At 65.0% G+C, this 21,395-nt stretch carries 19 protein-coding genes and 2 pseudogenes; 10 read left to right on the top strand and 11 right to left on the bottom strand.

The features are described from left to right. The 9 genes and pseudogenes from DWA33_RS22105 to DWA33_RS22150 all read left to right on the top strand — a co-directional run. Positions 1 to 100 (top strand): annotated as a pseudogene (locus DWA33_RS22105) (IS481 family transposase); the annotation flags it as partial. Between the two features lie 255 nt (positions 101 to 355). After that, entirely contained in the window at positions 356 to 1,687 is a 1,332-nt protein-coding gene (locus DWA33_RS22110; protein WP_114360661.1) for a lytic murein transglycosylase, read from the top strand. 81 nt (positions 1,688 to 1,768) lie between these two features. Continuing rightward, positions 1,769 to 2,953, top strand: a complete 1,185-nt coding sequence (locus DWA33_RS22115; RefSeq protein ID WP_114360662.1) for a substrate-binding domain-containing protein — start codon at positions 1,769 to 1,771, stop codon at positions 2,951 to 2,953. A 257-nt stretch (positions 2,954 to 3,210) separates the two neighbouring features. Then, positions 3,211 to 3,975: an ABC transporter ATP-binding protein gene (locus DWA33_RS22120; protein WP_114360664.1), complete on the top strand. Its 765-nt coding sequence runs from the start codon at positions 3,211 to 3,213 to the stop codon at positions 3,973 to 3,975. Positions 3,976 to 4,168: 193 nt separating this feature from the next. Continuing rightward, a complete protein-coding gene (locus DWA33_RS22130) occupies positions 4,169 to 4,891 on the top strand; it encodes an ABC transporter ATP-binding protein (RefSeq protein WP_114360665.1) in 723 nt (240 codons plus the stop codon). A gap of 145 nt (positions 4,892 to 5,036) precedes the next feature. Further along, positions 5,037 to 6,062 carry a branched-chain amino acid ABC transporter permease gene (locus DWA33_RS22135; RefSeq protein ID WP_430707908.1) on the top strand — a complete coding sequence of 342 codons (1,026 nt, stop codon included), beginning with the start codon at positions 5,037 to 5,039 and terminating at the stop codon, positions 6,060 to 6,062. Next, on the top strand, positions 6,059 to 7,126 hold the full coding sequence (locus DWA33_RS22140) for a branched-chain amino acid ABC transporter permease (RefSeq protein ID WP_167443262.1): 1,068 nt from the start codon (positions 6,059 to 6,061) through the stop codon (positions 7,124 to 7,126). Before DWA33_RS22135 ends, DWA33_RS22140 begins: the two co-directional genes overlap by 4 nt. A gap of 371 nt (positions 7,127 to 7,497) precedes the next feature. Beyond that, a complete protein-coding gene (gene pufW / locus DWA33_RS22145) occupies positions 7,498 to 7,806 on the top strand; it encodes a reaction-center light-harvesting complex 1 protein PufW (protein ID WP_114360668.1) in 309 nt (102 codons plus the stop codon). A 255-nt stretch (positions 7,807 to 8,061) separates the two neighbouring features. After that, positions 8,062 to 9,162 carry an alkene reductase gene (locus DWA33_RS22150; protein ID WP_114360669.1) on the top strand — a complete coding sequence of 367 codons (1,101 nt, stop codon included), beginning with the start codon at positions 8,062 to 8,064 and terminating at the stop codon, positions 9,160 to 9,162. A 254-nt stretch (positions 9,163 to 9,416) separates the two neighbouring features. On the opposite strand, the gene DWA33_RS22155 is transcribed toward DWA33_RS22150, so the two are convergent. The 9 genes and pseudogenes from DWA33_RS22155 to DWA33_RS25560 all read right to left on the bottom strand — a co-directional run. Next, entirely contained in the window at positions 9,417 to 11,159 is a 1,743-nt protein-coding gene (locus DWA33_RS22155) for an ABC transporter substrate-binding protein (RefSeq protein ID WP_167443263.1), read from the bottom strand. A gap of 118 nt (positions 11,160 to 11,277) precedes the next feature. Further along, positions 11,278 to 11,604, bottom strand: coding sequence for a DUF2160 domain-containing protein (locus tag DWA33_RS22160; RefSeq protein WP_114360697.1), 327 nt, complete (start codon positions 11,602 to 11,604; stop codon positions 11,278 to 11,280). 10 nt (positions 11,605 to 11,614) lie between these two features. Next, positions 11,615 to 12,421, bottom strand: a complete 807-nt coding sequence (locus DWA33_RS22165; RefSeq protein WP_011159940.1) for a carbohydrate ABC transporter permease — start codon at positions 12,419 to 12,421, stop codon at positions 11,615 to 11,617. Next, the gene (locus DWA33_RS22170) at positions 12,421 to 13,323 is read right to left on the bottom strand and encodes a carbohydrate ABC transporter permease (protein ID WP_114360673.1); all 903 of its coding nucleotides are present in this window, start codon (positions 13,321 to 13,323) and stop codon (positions 12,421 to 12,423) included. Before DWA33_RS22170 ends, DWA33_RS22165 begins: the two co-directional genes overlap by 1 nt. Then, entirely contained in the window at positions 13,323 to 14,423 is a 1,101-nt protein-coding gene (locus tag DWA33_RS22175) for an ABC transporter ATP-binding protein (RefSeq protein WP_114360675.1), read from the bottom strand. Before DWA33_RS22175 ends, DWA33_RS22170 begins: the two co-directional genes overlap by 1 nt. Positions 14,424 to 14,435: 12 nt before the next feature. Then, a complete protein-coding gene (locus tag DWA33_RS22180; protein WP_114360676.1) occupies positions 14,436 to 15,515 on the bottom strand; it encodes an ABC transporter ATP-binding protein in 1,080 nt (359 codons plus the stop codon). Next, the gene (glpD, locus tag DWA33_RS22185) at positions 15,512 to 17,053 is read right to left on the bottom strand and encodes a glycerol-3-phosphate dehydrogenase (RefSeq protein ID WP_114360677.1); all 1,542 of its coding nucleotides are present in this window, start codon (positions 17,051 to 17,053) and stop codon (positions 15,512 to 15,514) included. The genes DWA33_RS22180 and glpD overlap by 4 nt, the downstream gene beginning before the upstream one ends. Before the next feature lie 188 nt (positions 17,054 to 17,241). After that, the gene (locus DWA33_RS22190) at positions 17,242 to 18,039 is read right to left on the bottom strand and encodes a DeoR/GlpR family DNA-binding transcription regulator (protein ID WP_114360678.1); all 798 of its coding nucleotides are present in this window, start codon (positions 18,037 to 18,039) and stop codon (positions 17,242 to 17,244) included. 270 nt (positions 18,040 to 18,309) lie between these two features. Continuing rightward, positions 18,310 to 18,451: pseudogene (locus DWA33_RS25560) on the bottom strand (flavin reductase family protein); the annotation flags it as partial. A 48-nt stretch (positions 18,452 to 18,499) separates the two neighbouring features. Here DWA33_RS25560 and DWA33_RS25630 point away from each other — a divergent pair. After that, positions 18,500 to 18,634, top strand: coding sequence for a hypothetical protein (locus DWA33_RS25630; RefSeq protein ID WP_283808615.1), 135 nt, complete (start codon positions 18,500 to 18,502; stop codon positions 18,632 to 18,634). A 1,495-nt stretch (positions 18,635 to 20,129) separates the two neighbouring features. Here DWA33_RS25630 and DWA33_RS22200 read toward each other — a convergent pair. Both DWA33_RS22200 and DWA33_RS22205 read right to left on the bottom strand, forming a co-directional pair. Further along, complete coding sequence (locus tag DWA33_RS22200; protein WP_114360680.1) at positions 20,130 to 20,747, bottom strand: flavin reductase family protein; 618 nt, start codon at positions 20,745 to 20,747, stop codon at positions 20,130 to 20,132. Positions 20,748 to 20,762: 15 nt separating this feature from the next. Continuing rightward, positions 20,763 to 21,380, bottom strand: a complete 618-nt coding sequence (locus tag DWA33_RS22205; RefSeq protein ID WP_114360698.1) for a TetR/AcrR family transcriptional regulator — start codon at positions 21,378 to 21,380, stop codon at positions 20,763 to 20,765. Positions 21,381 to 21,395: the final 15 nt, after the last annotated feature.

Genomic DNA, 21,395 nt, shown 5'->3' on the forward strand with positions numbered 1-21,395 from the left:
TCGATACAATTGGCACCGGCCCCACGGCGGCATAAAGTCACAAATACCCATCAGCCGCCTCGGCCTGTCCGAGGACAACCTGTTGAGGCTCCACATCTAGGAAGCTCCCAATACCGATCTACACTCTTCCAAATGGGAGCATGGCCGTTCGGTCGGATGCTTTTGAGCCAGCTTCTGTTGTCGGGTCCGTAGGCCAGTCTTAGCCGCAAGAGCTGACCAGTCTTATTCCGTCTGAGGACCACAGGAATCGTCTTCTGGTTCCAGACGTACCGCTTTTTGACGTCGTCGAAATCCATGTTAGCTACCTCGCGGTGAATTTCTACCGATCGCGATCTCCATTAGGGACGAGGCGAAGATGACATGTGATTCCCGTAAGGGTTGGCAAGGGAAGCTCTCAGCCTGTGCTGCTTTTTTGGTGACTGCCGCGCTCGCCTCCCCCGCCCTCGCCCAGCGCGGCGCGTCGTGCCATGGCGGACAGAGCTTTCCGCAGTTCCTCGCCGGGCTGAAGCAGAAGGCGGTCGCCGCCGGGGTGTCGCAGCGGGCGATTGCGGAGGCTTCGCCGTATCTCGTCTACGACCAGGGCATCGTCAATCGCGACCGCGGCCAGCGGGTGTTCGGGCAGATCTTCACGGTGTTCGCCGGGCGGATGGCGTCCGAAGGCCGCCGGGTCAAGGGCCAGCAATTGATCAGGCAATACGCGAACGCATTCGCGCGGGCCGAGAAGGAATACGGCGTGCCGCCGGCGGTGATCGCGGCGTTCTGGGCGCTGGAGAGCGACTTCGGCGCGGTGCAGGGCAACCTGTCGACGCTGCGCTCGCTGGTGTCGCTGGCTTACGACTGCCGCCGCTCCGAGATGTTCCAGGACGAGACCATCGCGGCGCTGAAGATTATCGACCGCGGCGACCTGACGCCGGCAGAAATGATCGGCTCCTGGGCCGGCGAGCTCGGCCAGACCCAATTTCTGCCGCGACACTATTACGACTACGCGGTCGACTACGACGGCGACGGCCACCGCGACATGCTGCGCAGCGCACCCGACGTGATCGGCTCGACCGCGCACTACATCGCCACCGGGCTGAAATGGCGGCGCGGCGAGCCGTGGCTGCAGGAGGTGCAGGCTCCGGACAACCTGCCGTGGGATCAGGCGGATCTCACCGTGAAGCATCGGCGCTCGCAATGGGCGCAATGGGGCGTGACCTACCCAAACGGGCGTCCGCTGCAAAGCGATGCCCTGCCGGCCTCGCTGCTGCTGCCGATGGGACGGCACGGCCCGGCGTTCCTGGCCTATGCCAATTTCGACGCCTATACCGAGTGGAACAATTCGCTGATCTACGCCACCACAGCCGCTTACCTGGCGACCCGGATCGCCGGAGCGCCGCCGATGCAGAAGCCGCGTGCCGCGGTGGCGCAGTTGTCGTTCAACGAGATGAAGCAGTTGCAGCAGCTTCTGGTGCGCGCCGGCTACGACGTCGGCAAGGTCGACGGCGTGCTCGGCCAGAACACCCGCAGCGCCGTGAAGGCGATGCAGATCAAATATCGTCTGCCTGCGGATTCCTGGCCGACCGCCGAACTGCTCGCCCGGATGGGCGGCACGGTATCGGCTCCGTCGGCCTCCGCCGAACCGGAGCCGGCCGCCGAACCGCGGCGCGCCAGACGAGCCCGGCCGGTCGCGCCGCTGCCGCAATAACGGAAAAATCCGTCCCACGGCTTTTCAAATTCCGCCGACTTGCTCTAGGGTGCGACGCAATAACATCCTGGAGGAAACGACGTGCGTCATCTGTTGATCATGACAGCCGCGGCTGTCGCGCTCGCCACCACCGCGGTCCATGCCGCCGACGATCTCAAGATCGCGCTGATTTACGGCAAGACCGGCCCGCTCGAGGCCTACGCCAAGCAGACCGAGACCGGCCTGATGATGGGCCTGGAATACGCCACCAAGGGCACGATGACGCTCGACGGCCGCAAGATCGTGGTGATCACCAAGGACGATCAGTCGAAGCCCGACCTCTCCAAGGCCGCGCTCGCCGAAGCCTATCAGGACGACGGCGCCGACATCGCGATCGGCACCTCGTCGTCGGCCGCAGCGCTCGCCGATCTGCCGGTCGCCGAAGAAAACAAGAAGATCCTGATCGTCGAGCCGGCGGTCGCCGACCAGATCACCGGCGAGAAGTGGAACCGCTACATCTTCCGCACCGGCCGCAACTCGTCGCAGGACGCGATCTCCAACGCGGTCGCGATCGGCAAGCAGGGCGTCACCATCGCCACGCTGGCGCAGGACTACGCGTTCGGCCGCGACGGCGTCGCCGCCTTCAAGGAAGCGCTGGCCAAGACCGGCGCAACGCTGGCCGCCGAAGAATATGTGCCGACCACCACCACCGACTTCACCGCGGTCGGCCAGCGGCTGTTCGATGCGCTCAAAGACAAGCCGGGCAAGAAAATCATCTGGGTGATTTGGGCCGGCGGCGGCGATCCGCTGACCAAGCTGCAGGATATGGACCCCAAGCGCTACGGCATCGAGCTGTCGACCGGCGGCAACATCCTGCCCGCGCTCGCCGCCTATAAGCGCCTGCCCGGCATGGAAGGCGCGACCTATTACTACTACGACATCCCGAAAAACCCGATCAACGACTGGCTTGTGAAGGAGCACCAGAAGCGCTTCAATGCCCCGCCGGACTTCTTCACCGCCGGCGGCTTCTCGGCCGCGATGGCGGTGGTCACCGCCGTGCAGAAGGCGAAGTCGACCGACACCGAGAAGCTGATCGCCGCGATGGAGGGCATGGAGTTCGACACGCCCAAGGGCAAGATGGTGTTCCGCAAGGAAGACCATCAGGCGCTGCAGAGCATGTATCACTTCAAGGTCAAGGTCGACCCGGCGCTGGCCTGGGCGGTGCTCGAGCCGGTGCGCGAACTCAAGATCGAGGAGATGGAGATCCCGATCCGGAACAAGAAGTAGCTCGGCTCCGGATTTGGTGCACGTCGCCATCCTCATTCACAAACGTCACCACCCGCGAAAGCGGGTGGCCCAGTATCCCAGAGCGTCGGTGAAAAGACCGCAACGCTGCGGCGTACTGGATCCTCCGCATTCGCGGAGGATGACGGCGTGTTTGGGGTCAGCGCGGTGGACCACACTGCCGCTCGACGTCGTGTAAGCGGCCGCCCGCTTCACGACTGCTCGAGGACGCTCTGGCTCAACGATGATGACGTGCCCCCATGACCACCCTCGAAACCCAATCCCTCACCATTCGGTTCGGCGGCCATGTCGCGGTCGATGCGGTGAGCTGTGCATTTCGCCCCGGCGAGCTGACCGCGATCGTCGGGCCGAACGGCGCCGGCAAGACGACGTATTTCAATCTGATCTCCGGCCAGCTGCGCCCGAGCGCCGGCCGCATCCTGTTCGACGGCGCGGACATCACCCAAATGACCGCGCCGCTGCGCACCCGCGCCGGGCTCGGCCGCGCGTTCCAGCTCACGAATCTGTTTCCCAATCTGTCGGTCGAGGAGAACGTTCGCCTCGCCGTGCAGGCGCATAGCGGCACGCATTACGACATGCTGCGGCCGTGGCGCACCCGGCGCGACCTGATCGAGCGCGCCGACGCCATCCTCGACAGCGTCGCGCTCGGCAGCCGCCGCAGCGTCGCCGCCACCGCGCTGTCGCACGGCGACCAGCGCAAGCTCGAGGTCGCGCTGATGATGGCGCTGGAGCCCAAGGTCTACATGTTCGACGAGCCGACCGCCGGCATGAGCGTCGACGAGGTCCCGGTGGTGCTCGACCTGATCGCGCGGCTGAAGACCGATCCCAGCAAGATCATCCTCTTGGTCGAGCACAAGATGGACGTCGTCCGCTCGCTCGCCGACCGCATCATCGTGCTCCACCACGGCAAGCTGGTCGCCGACGGCAAACCGGCGGAGGTGATCGCCTCACCGATCGTGCAGGAAGCCTATCTCGGCATCGCGCCGGGCAGGAGTGCGGCGTGAGAGTGATGATGATAGATTTAGCGCGGATGTTGCTCGCGACCTCTCCCCTTGCTTCAGTGCGCCCCCTCCCCCTTGCGGGGAGGGCTGGGGTGGGGGTCCGCAACGGGACGCCATCCTTGGGGCACCCCCACCCCCGACCCCTCCCCGCAAGGGGGAGGGGAGCAGAGGCGCCTCGTGACATGGCGAGCGTTGCATGAGTGAGTTGCTGTCTCTCTCCGGCGTCCACACCAATATCGGGCGCTATCACATCCTGCAGGGCGTCGATTTCGTGGTGCCTGAAGGGCAGACCACGATGCTGCTCGGCCGCAACGGCGCCGGCAAGACCACGACGCTGCGCACCATCATGGGGCTGTGGCCGGCCTCGCGCGGCGAGATCACACTGGCCGGCCGACGGATCGACGCGATGGCGACGCCGGACATCGCCCGGCTCGGGGTCGGCTACGTGCCGGAGACCATGGCGGTGTTCTCCGATCTCACCGTGAAGGAGAACCTGATCCTCGCGGCGCGCGACGGCGAGATGGACACAAAACGCCTCGACTGGATTTTCGGCTTCTTCCCGGCGCTGCGAAAGTTCTGGCTGTCACGCGCCGGCTCATTGTCGGGCGGGCAGAAGCAGATGCTGTCGATCGCCCGCGCCATCGTCGAGCCGCGCAAGCTGCTGCTGATCGACGAGCCGACTAAGGGGCTGGCGCCGGCGATCATCGGATCGCTGATCGAGTGCTTCGCCGAACTCAAGCGCACCGGCGCCACCATCCTGCTGGTCGAGCAGAACTTCCACGTCGCCCAACAGATCGGCGACAGCGTCGTGGTGATGGACAATGGCGGCATCGTGCATCGCGGCGCCATGGCCGAGCTTGCCGCCGACGTGCCGCTGCAGGAGCGCCTGCTCGGCCTCAGCCTGGAGGCGCATCAGTGATGATCACCACCACCCTTTCCCCGTCATTGCGAACCGAGGGCGAAATGCGTAGCCCGCATGAGCGCAGCGATATGCGGGTTGTCGCCTCCCCCCCGCATGTCGCTTTCGCTCATGCGGGCTACGCGCTCGGCTTGGAGGCGCATCAGTGACCACCACCGACATCCCCGCCCCCTCCGCGTCCGATCCGCTGCCGCAGGCCAAGCGCGATCTTCTTCCCGTGCTGCTGCCGGCGATCCTGGCGCTGGTGATGCTGCCGCTGGTCGGCTCGTTCTCGTCCTGGGTGACGCTGACGATCGCGTCGCTGGCGATGGGGATGATGATCTTCATCATGGCGTCCGGCCTGACGCTGGTGTTCGGGCTGATGGACGTGCTGAATTTCGGTCACGGCGCCTTCATCGCGGTCGGCGCCTATGTGGCGACGCTGGTGCTGCTACCGCTCGCCGCGATGTCGGGGGCGGATTCGCTGCTGACCAACCTCGCCGTGCTGGTGCCGGCGGTGCTGGCCGCGATGGCGGTGTCGGGCGCGCTCGGCCTTGTCGTCGAGCGCGTGCTGATCCTGCCGGTGTATGGCCAGCATCTGAAGCAGATCCTGATGACCACCGGCGGGCTGATCGTCGCCGAGCAGGCGCTGTACGCGCTGTGGGGGCCGCAGATCATCCCGCTGCCGCTGCCGACATCGCTGCGCGGCTCGTTCATCATCGGCGACATCGCCATCGCCAAATATCGCCTGCTGGTGATGCTGGTCGGCCTCGTGGTGTTCGTCGGCATCCAGCTGACGCTGAACCGCACCAAGATCGGCCTGTTGATCCGCGCCGGCGTCGAGAACCGCGAGATGGTCGAGGCGCTCGGCTATCACGTCAAGCGGCTGTTCCTCGGCGTGTTCATGGTCGGCTCGGCACTCGCCGGGCTCGGCGGCGTGATGTGGGCGCTGTATCGCGAACAGGTTCACGCCTCGATGGGCAACGAGCTCACCGTGCTGATCTTCATCGTGGTGATCATCGGCGGGCTCGGCTCGGTCGGCGGCTGCTTCATCGGCGCGCTGCTGGTCGCAATGGTCGCCAATTACGGCGGCTTCCTGGTGCCGAAGCTGGCGCTGGTGTCCAACATCCTGCTGATGGTCGCGATCCTGATGTGGCGGCCGCGCGGGCTCTATGCGGTGACAAGTCGATGATGATCCTGTCGGGCGATCCGCCGCGCAGCCGGGTGCTGTCGCTGATCCTGGTCGCGATCGTGGTGGTGCTGGCGCTCACGCCGTTCCTGTTCCCCGGCGCCAAGCCGCTCAACGTCGCCGCCAAGATCTGCATCTTCGCGGCGCTAGTGGCGTCGTACGACCTGTTGCTCGGCTACACCGGCACGGTGTCGTTCGCCCACACCATGTTCTACGGCATCGGCTCCTACGCGGTGGCGATCGCGCTGTATGGGATGGGGCCGAGCTGGGCCGCGATCGCTGCCGGCATCGCGATCGGGCTGCCGCTCGCGGCGCTGCTGGCGCTCGGCATCGGGCTGTTCTCGCTGCGGGTCGAGGCGATCTTCTTTGCGATGATCACGCTCGCGGTCGCCTCGGCGTTCCTGGTGCTGGCGTCGCAATTGTCGTGGCTGACCGGCGGCGAGGACGGCCGCAGCTTCAGCCTCCCCGAGCTGCTGCGGCCCGGCACCGTGTTCGTCAAAGACTTCTTCGGGGTGCGGATCAACGGCCGGACCCTCACCTACTACATCATCCTGGTCGGCTGCGCCGGCATGATCCTGGCGCTGCTGCGGGTGGTGAATTCGCCGTTCGGCCGGGTGCTGCAGGCGGTCCGCGAAAACCGCTTCCGCGCCGAGGCGCTGGGCTATCGCACCGTGTTCCACCTCACTTATGCCAACGTGATCGCGGCGCTGGTCGCGGCCGCGGCCGGCGTGCTCAACGCGATGTGGCTGCGCTATGCCGGACCGGACACCTCGCTGAGCTTCTCGATCATGCTCGACATCCTGCTGATGGTGGTGATCGGCGGCATGGGCACGATCTACGGCGCGATCATCGGCGCCACCATCTTCATTCTGGCGCAGAATTATCTGCAGGCGCTGATGGGCGCCGCTTCCGAGGCGACCGCGGCCGTCGGCCTGCCACTGCTGCCGAACCTGCTGCATCCGGACCGCTGGCTGCTGTGGCTCGGGCTGTTGTTCGTCGCCAGCGTGTATTTCTTCCCGACCGGCATCGTCGGCCGGCTGCGCGGGGCGCCGAAGCCGGCGGAGTAACCCGACGAAAGTCTTAGGAGCGGAGCATCAAGGCGGATCGTGCCGAACAATTCCAGCCTCGCGCGGTGGTTGCCGCTTACGCCCCCAGGAGTTGAGGACAACGCCGTAACTCAGCGAATGATTGCAAATTTACGGTATTTAATTGCCTCTTCGCGTGTTGCGATACCTCTCTGGCATTTACCCGCCGCGGTAAAATGAGAAGCAATTTCTGCGCTCGATCAATACTCATGTGCAGCGCACAAAGTATCCTGTTGCCACTGAACAGGCGCCCTTCCGTAGTCGCGCCTTTGTCGACCTCGGATATCCTCCCTCCTCCAGCACCACTTTCTGCTGCGGCAGGCGAGGATCGTCCGACCAAACAGGAAGTTGGAATGATGCTGCTCTTGGTCCTTACCGCGATCGCCTTCGTCGCCACCGCCGTGGTTGCGCGCGTGCTGGCCGCCTCTGCGCCGGAAGGCAAATTGTACTGCCAGGCGGCAGGTGCCGCTTCGATGGTGGTCGGGCCGTTCATCACGCTGATCGCCGCCTTCGTGCTCGGCAAGGCCGGGATCGGCGGCGAAGTGCTCGACGTCGCCGCCACCCTGCGCGCCGCGGCTCTGCCGGCATTCGGCACGCTGTTCGTCGGCCCGATCGCGTTCTGGTTGTTCCGCCGCCAGCGCCGCACGGTTGCGGCGGCCTGAGGATCACCAAGCGCCACGAACCGACTGCGTTCGTGGCGCTTGGTTCGGCGGCGATCCCACGCCGCCGAACATCAGGGCCGGTGAACATCGTCCCGGCTGAGCCGCATGTCCGGCAACTCGCTTTCGCATCGAGCTGGATTGTCGAGATCCGTCCTTCACAATTTCATGCCGATGCATCTATTTTTCGGCAGGGCCATTGTGTTTCCGGTTATGCGCCCCAAGTTCCAGGCATCATAACTGTCCAGGACGGCCCCCATGTCGAATTCCAAGCTTTTCGAGCCCTACCAGCTCGGCCCGATCACCCTCGCCAATCGCGTCGTGATGGCGCCGCTGACCCGCAATCGCGCCGTGCCCGAGGGCCTCGTCCCCAGCCCGCTCGCGGCGGAGTATTACGGCCAACGCGCCAGCGCCGGACTGCTGATCACCGAGGCCAGCCAGGTATCGCAGCAGGGCCAGGGCTATCAGGACACCCCCGGCATCTACTCGCAGGCCCAGGTCGAAGGCTGGCGCAAGATCACCGACGAGGTGCACAAGCGCGGCGGCAAGATCTTCATCCAGCTCTGGCACGTCGGCCGCATCTCGCATGTCGACCTGCAGCCGAACCACGGCGCCCCGGTCGCACCCTCGGCGATCCGCGCCAACACCAAGACCTTCGTCGGCGGCAAGTTCGCGGACGTGTCCGAGCCGCGGGCGCTCGAGCTGACTGAAATTCCCGGGATCATCGAGGACTTCCGCAAGGCGGCCGCCAATGCGATCGCGGCGGGCTTCGACGGTGTCGAGATTCACGGCGCCAACGGCTATCTGCTCGACCAGTTCGCCCGCGACAGCTCCAACAAGCGCACCGACGACTATGGCGGCTCGATCCAGAACCGCGCGCGCTTGATGCTGGAAGTCGCCGCGGCGGTGGCCAAGGAGATCGGACCGGACCGCACCGGCATCCGGATTTCGCCGGTGACCCCGGCCAACGACGTCTCCGATTCCAACCCGCAGGCGCTGTTCGACTACATCGTCGACGAGCTGAGCAAGCTCAAGCTGATGTACATCCACGTCATCGAAGGCGCCACCGGCGGTCCGCGCGATATCGCGCCGTTCGACTACGCCTCCTTGCGCAAGCGCTTCAGCGGCAGCTACATCGGCAACAATGCCTACGACCTCGCGCTCGCCGACAAGCAGCTCGACGCCGATGCGGCCGACCTGATCGCGTTCGGCAAGCCGTTCATCTCCAACCCCGACCTGGTCGAGCGCCTGAAGCGGAACGCTCCGCTGAACGAGCCCGACAAGTCGACGTTCTACGGCGGCGGCGCCAAGGGCTACACCGACTATCCGACGCTGGAGTCGGCGCAGGCGGCGCAGTAGTTGTTACCTCTCCCCGCGTGCGGGGAGAGGTCGACCGGCATCGCGCAGCGAGGCCGGTCGGGTGAGGGGGCGCGTCCACGCGGCCGAGACTCAGTGCTCGCGTCCGCCCCTCACCCCACCCCTCTCCCCGCAAGAGCGGGGCGAGGGAGCGCGCTCACAGCTCGGCGGCCTCAGCGGGTCAATTCACCTTCAGCAAACAAAAGGCCGGGATCGCTCCCGGCCTTTCGCGTTGCTGGTGCCTGTCGGCAGAGCGCTTACTTCGCTTCGGCGCGCTTCGGCGGGGTCGCCGGCCACGACTTGATCAGGGTGTCGTAATCGACGGTTTCGCCCTTCGGCTTCTCGTTCGCCAGCTTGCGCTGCGGTGCGATGTTGCCGTCCTTCTCGGCCTTGGCGTACCAGTACTCGGCGGTCTCTTTCTTGTTCAGCTTCGGACCGCAGTCGCCCTGCACCTTCGAGCGCTCGAGGCGTTCCAGCACGGAGTCCTGCGCGGCCGCCAGCGAGTCCATCGCCGCCTGCGGCGTCTTGGCACCGGACGACGCGTCGCCGATGTTCTGCCACCACAGCTGCGCCAGCTTCGGATAGTCCGGGATGTTGTTGCCGGTCGGCGACCACTGCACGCGGGCCGGCGAGCGATAGAACTCGATCAGGCCGCCGAGCTTCGGCGCGCGTTCGGTGAACGACTTGTCCCAGATGTCGCTCTCACGGATGAAGGTGAGGCCGACATGGCTCTTCTTCAGGCTGACGGTCTTGGAGGTGATGAACTGCAGATACAGCCAGGCGGCCTTGCGGCGATCCGGCGGCGTCGACTTGAGCAGCGTGCCGGAGCCGACGTCCTGGTAGCCGAGCTTCATGCCCTCTTTCCAGTACGCGCCGTGCGGCGACGGCGCCATCCGCCACTTCGGCGTGCCGTCGGCGTTCACCACCGGCAGGCCGGGCTTCACCATGTCGGCGGTGAAGGCGGTGTACCAGAAGATCTGCTGAGCGACGTTGCCCTGCGCCGGCACCGGCCCGGATTCGGAGAAGGTCATGCCCTGGGCCTGCGGCGGGGCGTACTTCTTCATCCAGTCGAGATATTTGACGATCGAATACACCGCCGCCGGGCCGTTGGTGTCGCCGCCGCGCTCGATCGACGAGCCGACCGGACGGCAGCCTTCCATGCGGACGCCCCATTCGTCGACCGGCAGGCCGTTCGGAATGCCGCGATCGCCGTTGCCGGCCATCGACAGCCAGGCGTCGGTGAAGCGCCAGCCGAGCGACGGGTCCTTCTTGCCGTAGTCCATGTGGCCATAGACCTTGACGCCGTTGATCTCCTTGATGTCGTTGGTGAAGAACTCGGCGATGTCCTCGTAGGCCGACCAGTTCACCGGCACGCCGAGATCGTAGCCGTACTTCGCCTTGAACTTGGCCTTGTACTCCGGATTGGTGAACCAGTCGTAGCGGAACCAGTACAGGTTGGCGAACTGCTGATCCGGCAGCTGGTACATCTTCTTGTCGGGGCCGGTGGTGAACGACTTGCCGATGAAGTCGTCGATGTCGAGCATCGGATCGGTGACGTCCTTGCCCTCGCCCTTCATGTAGTCCGACAGCGCGATGGTCTGGCCGTAGCGGAAATGCGTGCCGATCAGGTCGCTGTCGTTGATCCAGCCGTCATAGACGTTCTTGCCGGACTGCATCTGGGTCTGCAGCTTCTCGACCACGTCGCCTTCCTGGATCAGATCGTGCTTCAGCTTGATGCCGGTGATCTCGCTGAACGCCTTTGCTAGCGTCTTGGCTTCGTATTCGTGGGTGGTGATGGTCTCGGAGACGACGTTGATCTCCATGCCCTTGAACGGCTCGGCCGCCTTGGCGAACCACTGCAGCTCCTTGAGCTGGTCTTCCTTCGAGAGCGTCGAGGGTTGGAATTCCTCGTCGATCCACTTCTTCAGCACCGCATCGTCCGCGGCGCGGGCCGGCGACACCATCATCGACGCCGCGATCAGCGCCGCAGCGCTCGCCATCGTCATCAGCCGCGAACGGCCGAGGTGGGGTTTTGGTCCAGTCATCGTTCGTTTCCTCCGTTGAGCGACACCATTCAGGCCCGGGTTGATTCCCGGATCTGTTCCTCGTTCGCCGGGATCAGACGGTGCGGAAGATCGCAGCGGCCGACACCAGCGACAGCAGCGTGGCGAGCCACAGGCTCGACACTTCGACTCCTTCCCCGATCGGCAGCGTCGCAATCGGATCGCTCCCGACCAGCGCGATCCACACCAGATGGATCACCGCGGCCAGGATCAGCGAAACGAACAGCCGGTCGCCGCGCGTCGTCGGAATCCGCAAGATTCCGACGCGCTCGACCTCGGGATAAGCCACCGCCAGCCAGGTCATGGTCGCGAGCGTGCCGGCCAGCGCGATGAAGAAGATCGCGGTCGGCCAGGTCCAGGCCATCCAGGCGAAGGAGTCCATCATCGTGCCCTCACACCCGTCCGAGCGCGAAGCCGCGCGCGATGTAGTTGCGGACGAACCAGATCACCAGCGCGCCCGGGATGATGGTGAGCACGCCGGCGGCAGCGAGCAGGCCCCAGTCCATGCCGGCGGCCGACACCGTCCGGGTCATCACCGCCGAAATCGGCTTGGCGTTGACCGAGGTCAGCGTGCGGGCCAGCAGCAGCTCGACCCAGGAGAACATGAAGCAGAAGAACGCCGCGACGCCGATGCCGCTGGCGATCAGCGGCATCAGGATCTTCACGAAGAACCGCGGGAACGAGTAGCCGTCGAGGAACGCGGTCTCGTCGATCTCCTTCGGCACGCCGGAGACGAAGCCTTCGAGGATCCACACCGCCAGCGGCACGTTGAACAGGCAGTGCGCCAGCGCCACCGCCCACGGCGTATCGAACAGGTTCAGCGCCGAATACAGATTGAAGAACGGCAGCGCATAGACGGCGGCCGGCGCCATCCGGTTCGACAGCAGCCAGAAGAACAGATGTTTGTCGCCGAGGAAACGGTAGCGCGAGAACGCGTAGGCGGCCGGCAGCGCGAACGAGATCGACAGCACCGTATTGATGACGACGTATTGCAGCGAGTTGATATAGCCCGAATACCAGCTCGGATCCGTGAAGATCGTGCGGTAGTTCTCCAGCGTCGGCTGGTGCGGCCACAGCGTCATCGTCGAGACGATCTCGCCATTGGTCTTGAAGCTCATGTTGACGAGCCAGTAGATCGGCAACATCAGAAACAGCAGATACAGCGCCATGACGATGCGGCGGCCGGGGATCGAATGCATCACATGCCCCCTTCGGCCGGCCGCCGCTCGGCGCCGGCGTTGGTCATCACGGTGTAGAATACCCAGCACACGATGATGATGATCAGATTGTAGACGATCGACAGCGCCGCGGCCTTGCCGAGGTCGAACTGCCCGAGCGCGATCTTGACCAGCTCGATCGAGATGAAGGTGGTCGAGTTGCCCGGCCCGCCGCCGGTGACGACGAACGGCTCGGTGTAGATCATGAAGCTGTCCATGAACCGCAGCAGCACGGCGATCAGCAGCACGCGGTGCATCTTCGGCAGCTGGATCGCCTTGAACACCGCCCAGCGCGAGGCGCCGTCGATCTGCGCCGCCTGGTAATACGCGTCCGGGATCGACTTCAGGCCAGCGTAGCACAAGAGCGCCACCAGGCTGGTCCAGTGCCAGACGTCCATCACCACCACGGTGGCCCAGGCGTCGAACTCGTTGGCGACGTAATTGTAATCGATGCCGAGGCTGTTCAGCGTGTAGCCGAGCAGGCCGATGTCGGGCCGGCCGAACACCTGCCAGATGGTGCCGACCACGTTCCACGGGATCAGCAGCGGCAGCGCCATGATCACCAGGCAGAACGCCACCGACCAGCCGTGGCGCGGCATCGCCAGCGCCACCACGATGCCGAGCGGCACCTCGATGGCCAGGATGATCGCCGAGAACGCCAGATTGCGCCACAGCGAGGCGAAGAACCGGCCGCCGAGATCGGTCGACGGATCGAGCAGCTCCTTGAACCAGCCCACCCCGTTCCAGAAGAACTGATTGTTGCCGAAGGTGTCCTGCACCGAATAGTTCACCACCGTCATCAGCGGCAGGATCGCCGAGAACGCCACGATGGCGAACACCGGCAGCACCAGGAACCAGGCTTTCTGGTTGACGACCTTGTCCATCAGGCGACCTGCTCCAGTGAGCTGCCTTCGACGATCTCGCTGTCGGCATAGACGTGGATGCGGGAAGGCTCGAACCGCAGCGCGGCCTCGTCCCCGCTCGGCGAGAAACCGTCCGGGACGCGCGCGGCGAATTTGACGTCACCGACCCGCACCGAGGCGAAGCGGATACGGCCGAGATCGTCGATCCGCTCGACCCGGCCGGTCATCAGGCCCGGCGCCTTGGCGGTGAGGTGAACGAATTCCGGCCGCACCCCGATCTCGATCTTGCCGGCGGGCAGCTTCTCGTAGCTGCGGGCGAGCGGCACGCGGTGGCCGGCGACCAGCGCCTCGCGGCCCTTCACCTCGGCCGGCACGATGTTCATGCCGGGCGAGCCGATGAAGTAGCCGACGAAGGTGTGGGCCGGGCGCTCGAAAAGCTCCTCCGGCGTGCCGCTCTGCACCACGCGGCCGTCGTGCATCACCACCACCGTATCCGCAAAGGTCAGCGCTTCGGTCTGGTCGTGGGTGACGTAGATCATGGTCAGGTCGAGCGCGCGGTGCAGCGCCTTGAGCTTGCTACGCAGCTCCCACTTCAGGTGCGGATCGATCACCGTCAGCGGCTCGTCGAACAGGATCGCGGCGACGTCGCTGCGCACCAGGCCGCGGCCGAGCGAGATCTTCTGCTTGGCGTCGGCGGTGAGCCGCGTCGCCTTGCGCGTCAGGTTCGGGGTGAGATCCAAGAGATCGGCGATCTCGGCGACCCGCCTGTCGATCTCGGCCTTCGGCACGCCGCGGTTCTTCAGCGGGAACGCCAGATTTTCGCGCACCGTCATGGTGTCGTAGATCACCGGAAACTGGAACACCTGCGCGATGTTGCGTTCGCGGGTGGAGAGCCTGGTGACGTCCTGGCCGTCGAACAGGATCTTGCCGCGCGACGGCGTCACGATCCCGGAAATGATGTTGAGGAGCGTGGTCTTGCCGCAGCCGGAGGGGCCGAGCAGCGCATAGGCGCCGCCTTGCCGCCAGGTCATCGACACCGGCTTCAGCGCATAAGCCTGGGGCGGCAGGTCGTCACCGACCAGATAAGAGTGAGCGAGATCGACGAGATCGATGCGCGCCATCGGGCTGTCCCCTCAGATCGGCTTCGGCGCGGCGACGAGGCGATCGGCCGCGTCGAACACGAACAGATTGGCGGGATCGAGGATGGCGTCGAGGGTCTGGCCCGGCTCGAATTCGTGGATGCCGTGCAGCACCGCGACCCAATAATCGTCACCGCGCTTCAGATGCACGAAGCTCTCCGAGCCGGTGATCTCGGTCACCGCCACGGTCGCCTGGAACGCATGCCGCTCCGGATCGGCGCGCTTCACCGCGATCTGATGGGCGCGGAAGCCGACCCGGTAGGCGCCGTCGGAGAGCCCGGCGAACACGCCGGTCGCCGGCGCGGTGACGCCGCCGGAGTAATGCACGGTGCCGGCCTTCTTCTCGGCGCCGACGATGTTGAGCGGCGGATCGGAGAACACCTGGGCGACACGCATGGTGTCGGGCTGGCGATACACTTGCGGGGTCGGCCCGACCTGCAGCGCCTGGCCTTCCCACATGCAGATGGTGCGGCCGCCGAGCAGCAGCGCTTCGGACGGCTCGGTCGTAGCATAGACGAAGATCGCGCCGGAGGCCTCGAAGATCTTCGGCAGCTCGGTGCGCAGCTCTTCGCGCAGCTTGTAGTCGAGGTTGGCGAGCGGCTCGTCGAGCAGCACCAGGTCAGCGCCCTTCACCAGCGCGCGGGCGATCGCGGTGCGCTGCTGCTGGCCGCCGGAGAGCTGCAGCGGGGTGCGCTGCAGATACGGTTCGAGCTGCAGCAGCTTGGCGGCCTCGGCGACGCGGCGCTCGATCTCGGCGCGCGGCTTGCGCTGCACCCGCAAGGGCGAGGCGATATTCTCGTACACCGTCAGCGACGGGTAGTTGATGAACTGCTGATACACCATCGCCACCGAGCGGCTGCGCACGTCGGCGCCGGTGACGTCCTTGCCGTCGACCAGCACGCGCCCCTCGGTCGGCTTGTCGAGGCCGGCGAGCAGCCGCATGATCGAGGTCTTGCCGGACAGCGTCGGCCCGAGCAGCACGCTCAGCGTCCCACGCTCCAGCGTCAGCGAGACGTTGCGGATCGCCGGAACGCCGTCCAGCACGCGAGTGACATTCTCCAGGCTGACGCTCATGCCCCTGCTCCCGCTTGCTGCTGGGGCTTCTCGGCGGCGCGATGGACGGTGACCCACTCGTCGAGCGCGGCGATCGCGGCCGGCGTCAGCCGCAGACCGAGCTTGGATCGCCGCCAGACGATGTCGTCCGCGCTGCAGGCCCATTCGCGGCTCATCAGATAGCGGACCTCGGCCTCCGTCAATGTGGCGCCGAAGTCGCGGCCGAGGTCGGCGGCCGACCTGGCCGAACCGAGCACGTCACGCGCCCGGGTGCCGTAGGCATGCACCAGACGCGAGGCATGAGCCGAGGCGAGGAACGGATAATCGCGCAACAGATCGCCGATCAGCACTGGCGCGCCGTCGACCGGAAAATCGCCGCCCGGCAGCGGCTGATGCGCGGTCCAGCCCTGCTTGGCGGTTCCGCCCTTCAGGTAGGACGACAGCTTCTCCAGCGCCTCTTCGGCGAGCCGGCGATAGGTGGTGATCTTGCCGCCATAGATCGACAGCAGCGGCGCGCCGCCCGGGGTGTCGAGCTCGAACACGTAATCGCGGGTCGCCGCCTTGGCTTCGCTGGCGCCGTCGTCGTACAGCGGCCGCACGCCGGAGAACGTCCACACCACATCGGCCGGCGTCACCGGCCTGGCTAAATAGCCGCTCACCGCCTTGCACAGATAGTCGATCTCTTCCGGCGTCGCTTTCACCTGCGACGGATCGCCGTGATAATCGCGGTCGGTGGTGCCGATCAGGGTGAAGTCGCCCTGATACGGAATCGCGAACACGATGCGGCCGTCGGCGTTCTGGAAGATGTAGGCGCGGTCGTGGTCGTAGAGCTTGCGGGTGACGATGTGCGAGCCCTGCACCAGCCGCACCTTGTAGCGCGCATCGACCCCGGCACCGGAGCCGAGCACGCCTTCGACCCACGGTCCGGCGGCATTGACCAGCGCCCGCGCCTGGATCGTGCTGCGCGCGCCGCTGCCGACGTCTTCCAGCGTCACCTGCCAGATGCCGCCCTGCTGGCTGACCTGGACGGCGCGGGTGCGGGTGCGAATTTTGGCGCCGCGCTCGGCGGCATCGCGCGCGGTGAGCACCACCAGCCGGGCGTCGTCGACGAAGCAGTCGGAATACTCGAAGCCCTTGGTGTAGCGGCCGGGGATCAGCGGTTTGCCGACCTCGTCATGCGCCAGATCGACCGAACGCGTCGGCGGCAGCAGCTTTCGGCCGCCGAGATAGTCGTACATGAACAGCCCGAGCCGCAGCCGCCACGCCGGCCGCAGACCGTCGTGATGCGGCAGCACGAAACGCAGCGGCCCGATGATGTGCGGCGCGATCTGCCACAGCCGCTCGCGCTCGATCAGCGCCTCGCGCACCAGGCGAAACTCGAAATATTCGAGATAGCGCAGGCCGCCATGGATAAGCTTGGTCGACCACGACGAGGTGCCGCTGGCGAGGTCGTTCATCTCGCACAGGAACACGGAATGTCCGCGGCCGGCCGCATCGCGCGCGATGCCGCAGCCGTTGATCCCGCCCCCGATGATCGCGAGGTCGTACACCGTTCCCACCGACGCTCCTCACCGCATTGCAACAATTTGCTGCAATGCACTTTCGCTTCTGTCGATTTACGCTGGAAAGCGAATAAATCACAAACCGAAACGAAAGCAACTATGATCTGCGACGGGATCGCGTTTCCGGCACGAAATCGCGCCCGAACGCTGGGAGACAGGCACAACTGGCGAGGTGGAGACGCCGTTCAGGCCGCGGATTCGTCGAGCTCGGGTTTCGCCGGACAGGCCTCGATTACCTCAATACCGTTCGTATCGCAGATCGCCTGCAGCGACGGCGGCAGCGCCCGGTCGGTGACGAAGGTCTGGATCTGGCTGAGATGGGCGATCCGCACCGGCGCGTTGCGCTCCAGCTTGGTCGAATCCGCCACCAGCATCACGCTGCGGGCATTGGCGATGATCGCCTGCGACGCCTGGACTTCGCGGTAGTCGAAGTCGAGCAACGCGCCCTCCTCGTCGATCGCCGAGGCGCCGATGATCGCGTAGTCGACCTTGAACTGGCCGATCAGGCTGGTGGCGGTGGAGCCGATCACCGCACCATCGGCGCGGCGCACGGTGCCGCCGGCGACCACCACCTCGATCCGCGGGTGGCGATACAGCAGCATCGCGACGTTGAGGTTGTTGGTGATCACCAGCAGATCCTGGTGCGACGACAGCGCGCCGGCGACTTCTTCGGTGGTGGTGCCGATGTTGATGAACAGCGAGCAGCCGTTGGGAATCCGCGCCGCGGCCGCTGCGCCGATCGCCTTCTTTTCCTCGGCGGCGACGAAGCGGCGCGCCTCGTAGGCGAGGTTGGCGACGCCGGAGGCGATGATCGCGCCGCCGTGGATGCGCGTCAGCGAGCGCTGGTCGCACAGATCGTTGAGATCCTTGCGGATGGTCTGCGCCGACACTTCGAAGCGCCGCACCAGATCCTCGACCATCACCCGGCCCGAGGCGCGGGCGATATTCAGGATTTCAGACTGGCGATGGGTCAGGGCCGTCACGCACGCACCTTGCAACGTTGATGCGCCATGGTGCGGCGGTTCGCGCCTCAGGTCAACGCGCGGCGCGAGACGGCTTCGCTCCGCAACACGCACGGCCTCATGGTGAGGAGGCGCGAAGCGCCGTCTCGAACCATGGGCTGCTGGTACTGCGCGGCCCACCCTTCGAGACGCCCGGCTGCGCCGGGCTCCTCAGGGTGAGGACTCAGTGACCGCAGCAAGGCCGCATGACGGGCCAAAACGGAGGCGACGGCCGTCTGGACTCACAAGCCGCTATGCCGGCCGCGGCATCTCGAACATGGCGTCGGGACGGATCTCGAAATAGTCGCCGCGCCGCGGCGGTCTGATAGACGCCGTCTTCGATCAGGCGCTTGTCGATGTGCACCATCACCACTTCGCCGATCGTCAGCCAGGCATACACGTCTTGCTGACGGAAACGCAGAAGAGGGGATTTTATGCTTGTGTGACCACCAGCGAAATGAAGGATCACGTCCTTGCGAACGTCCAGCGCGGCGCCCGTCTGATTTCAGACGAGGCGCGCGCCCTTCAATATCTCGGCATCAAGCGAGCCAGAAAGAAAAAGCCGCCGGGCGAATGACCTCGTCCGACGGCGATGTTGATCAGACCAACCTAGTTTCCTTACGCGACAGGCGGACTCGGAAACAGAAACGGAATCACGGCTGCTGATCTGCGACCGAACGGCATCCGCCGCCAGTGGCCTCGGACATGCTGCAGCCTCCCATCGCGAATGCGATAGTACGGCTCAATCCAAATGCGACCATTTGCGATCATGGGCAGTTCCTTTCTGAGGTTGAACGGAACGCAAACGCCACGCGCGACGGCGCATCTGATCGTTGGTGGACCAGTGCACCGTGCGGCCTCGGAACTAATTTTGAGGGCTTTCGGAGGTGTGCCGTGTCAGCGGCAAAGCCTCCTGATCCTTGAATGAAAAAGCCCGGCACAAGGCCGGGCTTTTGGGAAACTAGCGCTAAAACGACGGGGATAGCTTCGCTTTCGGGCAACTGGATCGGTCAGATCCACTCACCCTGGTGAGCAAGTCTCCCTGCCGTCGAATAGTTCGAAGATCGCGGGGTCGATCCGTCCTGTTCGATCTCAGGGCACGGACTCCAAAGTGGGTGCCCTTACACACCGTTTCTTTTAGGCAATTCTCTCCAAATGGCCGAAACCGCTCTTTACGCGGCTTCCGCCTTTGGTGAGCGATATTCATCGCCGCCGAACAGACTAGAGGTAGGAATCCCGCACAGCGGGGCATTGAAACTTGATCTGTTCGGTCTTGGCACGGGACGCTAACTCGCGTGGCGTGCCATCACCTGATTTGATGGTTCTCTACGTAAACAAGGATCAGCGCCGTCCCCGGACCCCTCTCAGCCCGGGGCTGATAGGTCAGAACCCAAAGTCGAGCTGGTCTTTCGATCTACGCAGGCTGGTGGTGAGGCGATTGGACCGGCGCCCAGAGGGCACCTTATGCCTCTTACCGTTTCTCCAACGCGAATACGAACGAACAAACACGTCTCTGGGCCCTTTGCCGTGGATCTTGCCCATGGCATCGGCTCCTTCTGTCAGGCGGTTATTCCGCCGCTCGTCTGCCCATATGCAGACCGGCGCCGAGAGCCAGCATGTGCTGGTGACATTAGGAGTGGCCGGGGACGGCACTGAAGTTCTAAAGGTCCGATATGCCTCCTTTCGGGCAACATTTCCCAATCACCCAAAACCGGGTGTTGTGCCCCGCCCAATAGGCCGGCAGGCGTAAGCGGTTGCTGCGGTCGTGGACCTGCAAGCACCCGCCAACATCAGGCGAGCATCAAGGCGCACCCGAGCACTGGCAAAAGCTTCGCACTTTGGGCGGCACCAAGGGTGTCTCCCAACGTGGCTGATTGGATGATGCGTTTTCCCTAGTTGGCAGCTATCGACTTATTCGACGACCGAATCGATCATCCAAATGAAATCGAACTACTGAAAACATCCGCCGTCAACGGGTCACACAGGTATATAGAGTTTAGAAAAGGCGTGGATGGCCGGGACAAGCCCGGCCATGACGTAAGCGAAGTTCTTTGCTGGAATCGGAAGGCAGATCAGGCCGGCCGCGGCATCTCGAACATGGCGTCGGGGCGGATCTCGAAATAGTCGCCGCGCCGGCCGGCGCGCACGATCGGCCGTGCCGCCGCGGTCTGATAGACGCCGTCTTGGATCAAGCGCTTGTCGATGTGCACCATCACCACCTCGCCGATCGTCAGCCAGGCGTCGACCTCGACACCGTCGGCACCCTTCAGCCGGACGATTTCCGACAGCTTGCATTCGAACGACACCGGGCTCTCGGCAACGCGCGGCGGCTTGACCAGCTTGCTATCGAGCTTGGTGAGATTGCCGAGCGCGAATTCATCGACGTCGTGCGGCACGGTGGCGGAGGTCGCATTCATCGCCTGCGCCAGATCCATCGTCACCAGATTCCAGACGAACTCGCCGGTGCGCTGGATGTTGGCGACGGTGTCTTTCCAGGTGGTGGAGGAGAATCCGATCAGCGGCGGGGTGTAGTTGAACGCGTTGAAGAAGCTGTAGGGCGCGAGGTTGACCCGGCCCTCGGCATCGCAGGACGAAATCCAGCCGATCGGCCGCGGCGCGATGATGGCGTTGAAGGGGTCGTGCTTGAGGCCGTGGCCGCTCGCGGGCTGGTAGGAATGCAGATCGCTCACGCTAGGGTCCCTGCTTTACGGGGAAGACGGAGCGCGCTTCTTAGCACCAAGTGCGGTCAGCACGAAATCGATCATCTGCTCCAGCGTCGGCCGGTCCTTGGTGAAGCTCTGCGCGATCATCTGCGGATGGAAGAACCGGACCATCGCCGCGCAGGTGCAGCTCGCCGCCTGCGGCACGTCGGACACTTCGAATTCGCCGCTCTCGACTCCCTGGGCGATCACCTCGCCGATGGTGCCGGTGACCAGCTCCATATGGGCGATACAGACATCCCAGTTCTCCTCCATCGCGATCGCCACCATCTCGTGCAACTTGGCGTCGCCGATGTAGCGCTCGCAGTTCATCCGGTGCACGGTCGTGAGCAGATCACACAGCCGCTGCCGGGCGGAGCCGGGCGCCCGCGCGATCGTTTCCGCCGCCTGCTCGACCTCGCCCATCAGGTGCCGCGCCACGCCCTTGTGGATCGCCTTCTTCGAATCGAAGAAGCGATAGACGTTGGCCGGGCTCATCTGCAGCAGTTTGGCGATATCGGCCACCGTGGTCTTCTGGTAGCCGATCTCGCGGAACAGCCGCTCGGCCACCACCAGGATACGGCGGCGCATGTCGGCTTCGGTGGCGTCAGTCACAAGAGTCATCATGTCCCGATATTC

Origin of the sequence: Rhodopseudomonas pentothenatexigens (genome assembly GCF_900218015.1) — a bacterium.
GTDB lineage: Bacteria > Pseudomonadota > Alphaproteobacteria > Rhizobiales > Xanthobacteraceae > Rhodopseudomonas > Rhodopseudomonas pentothenatexigens.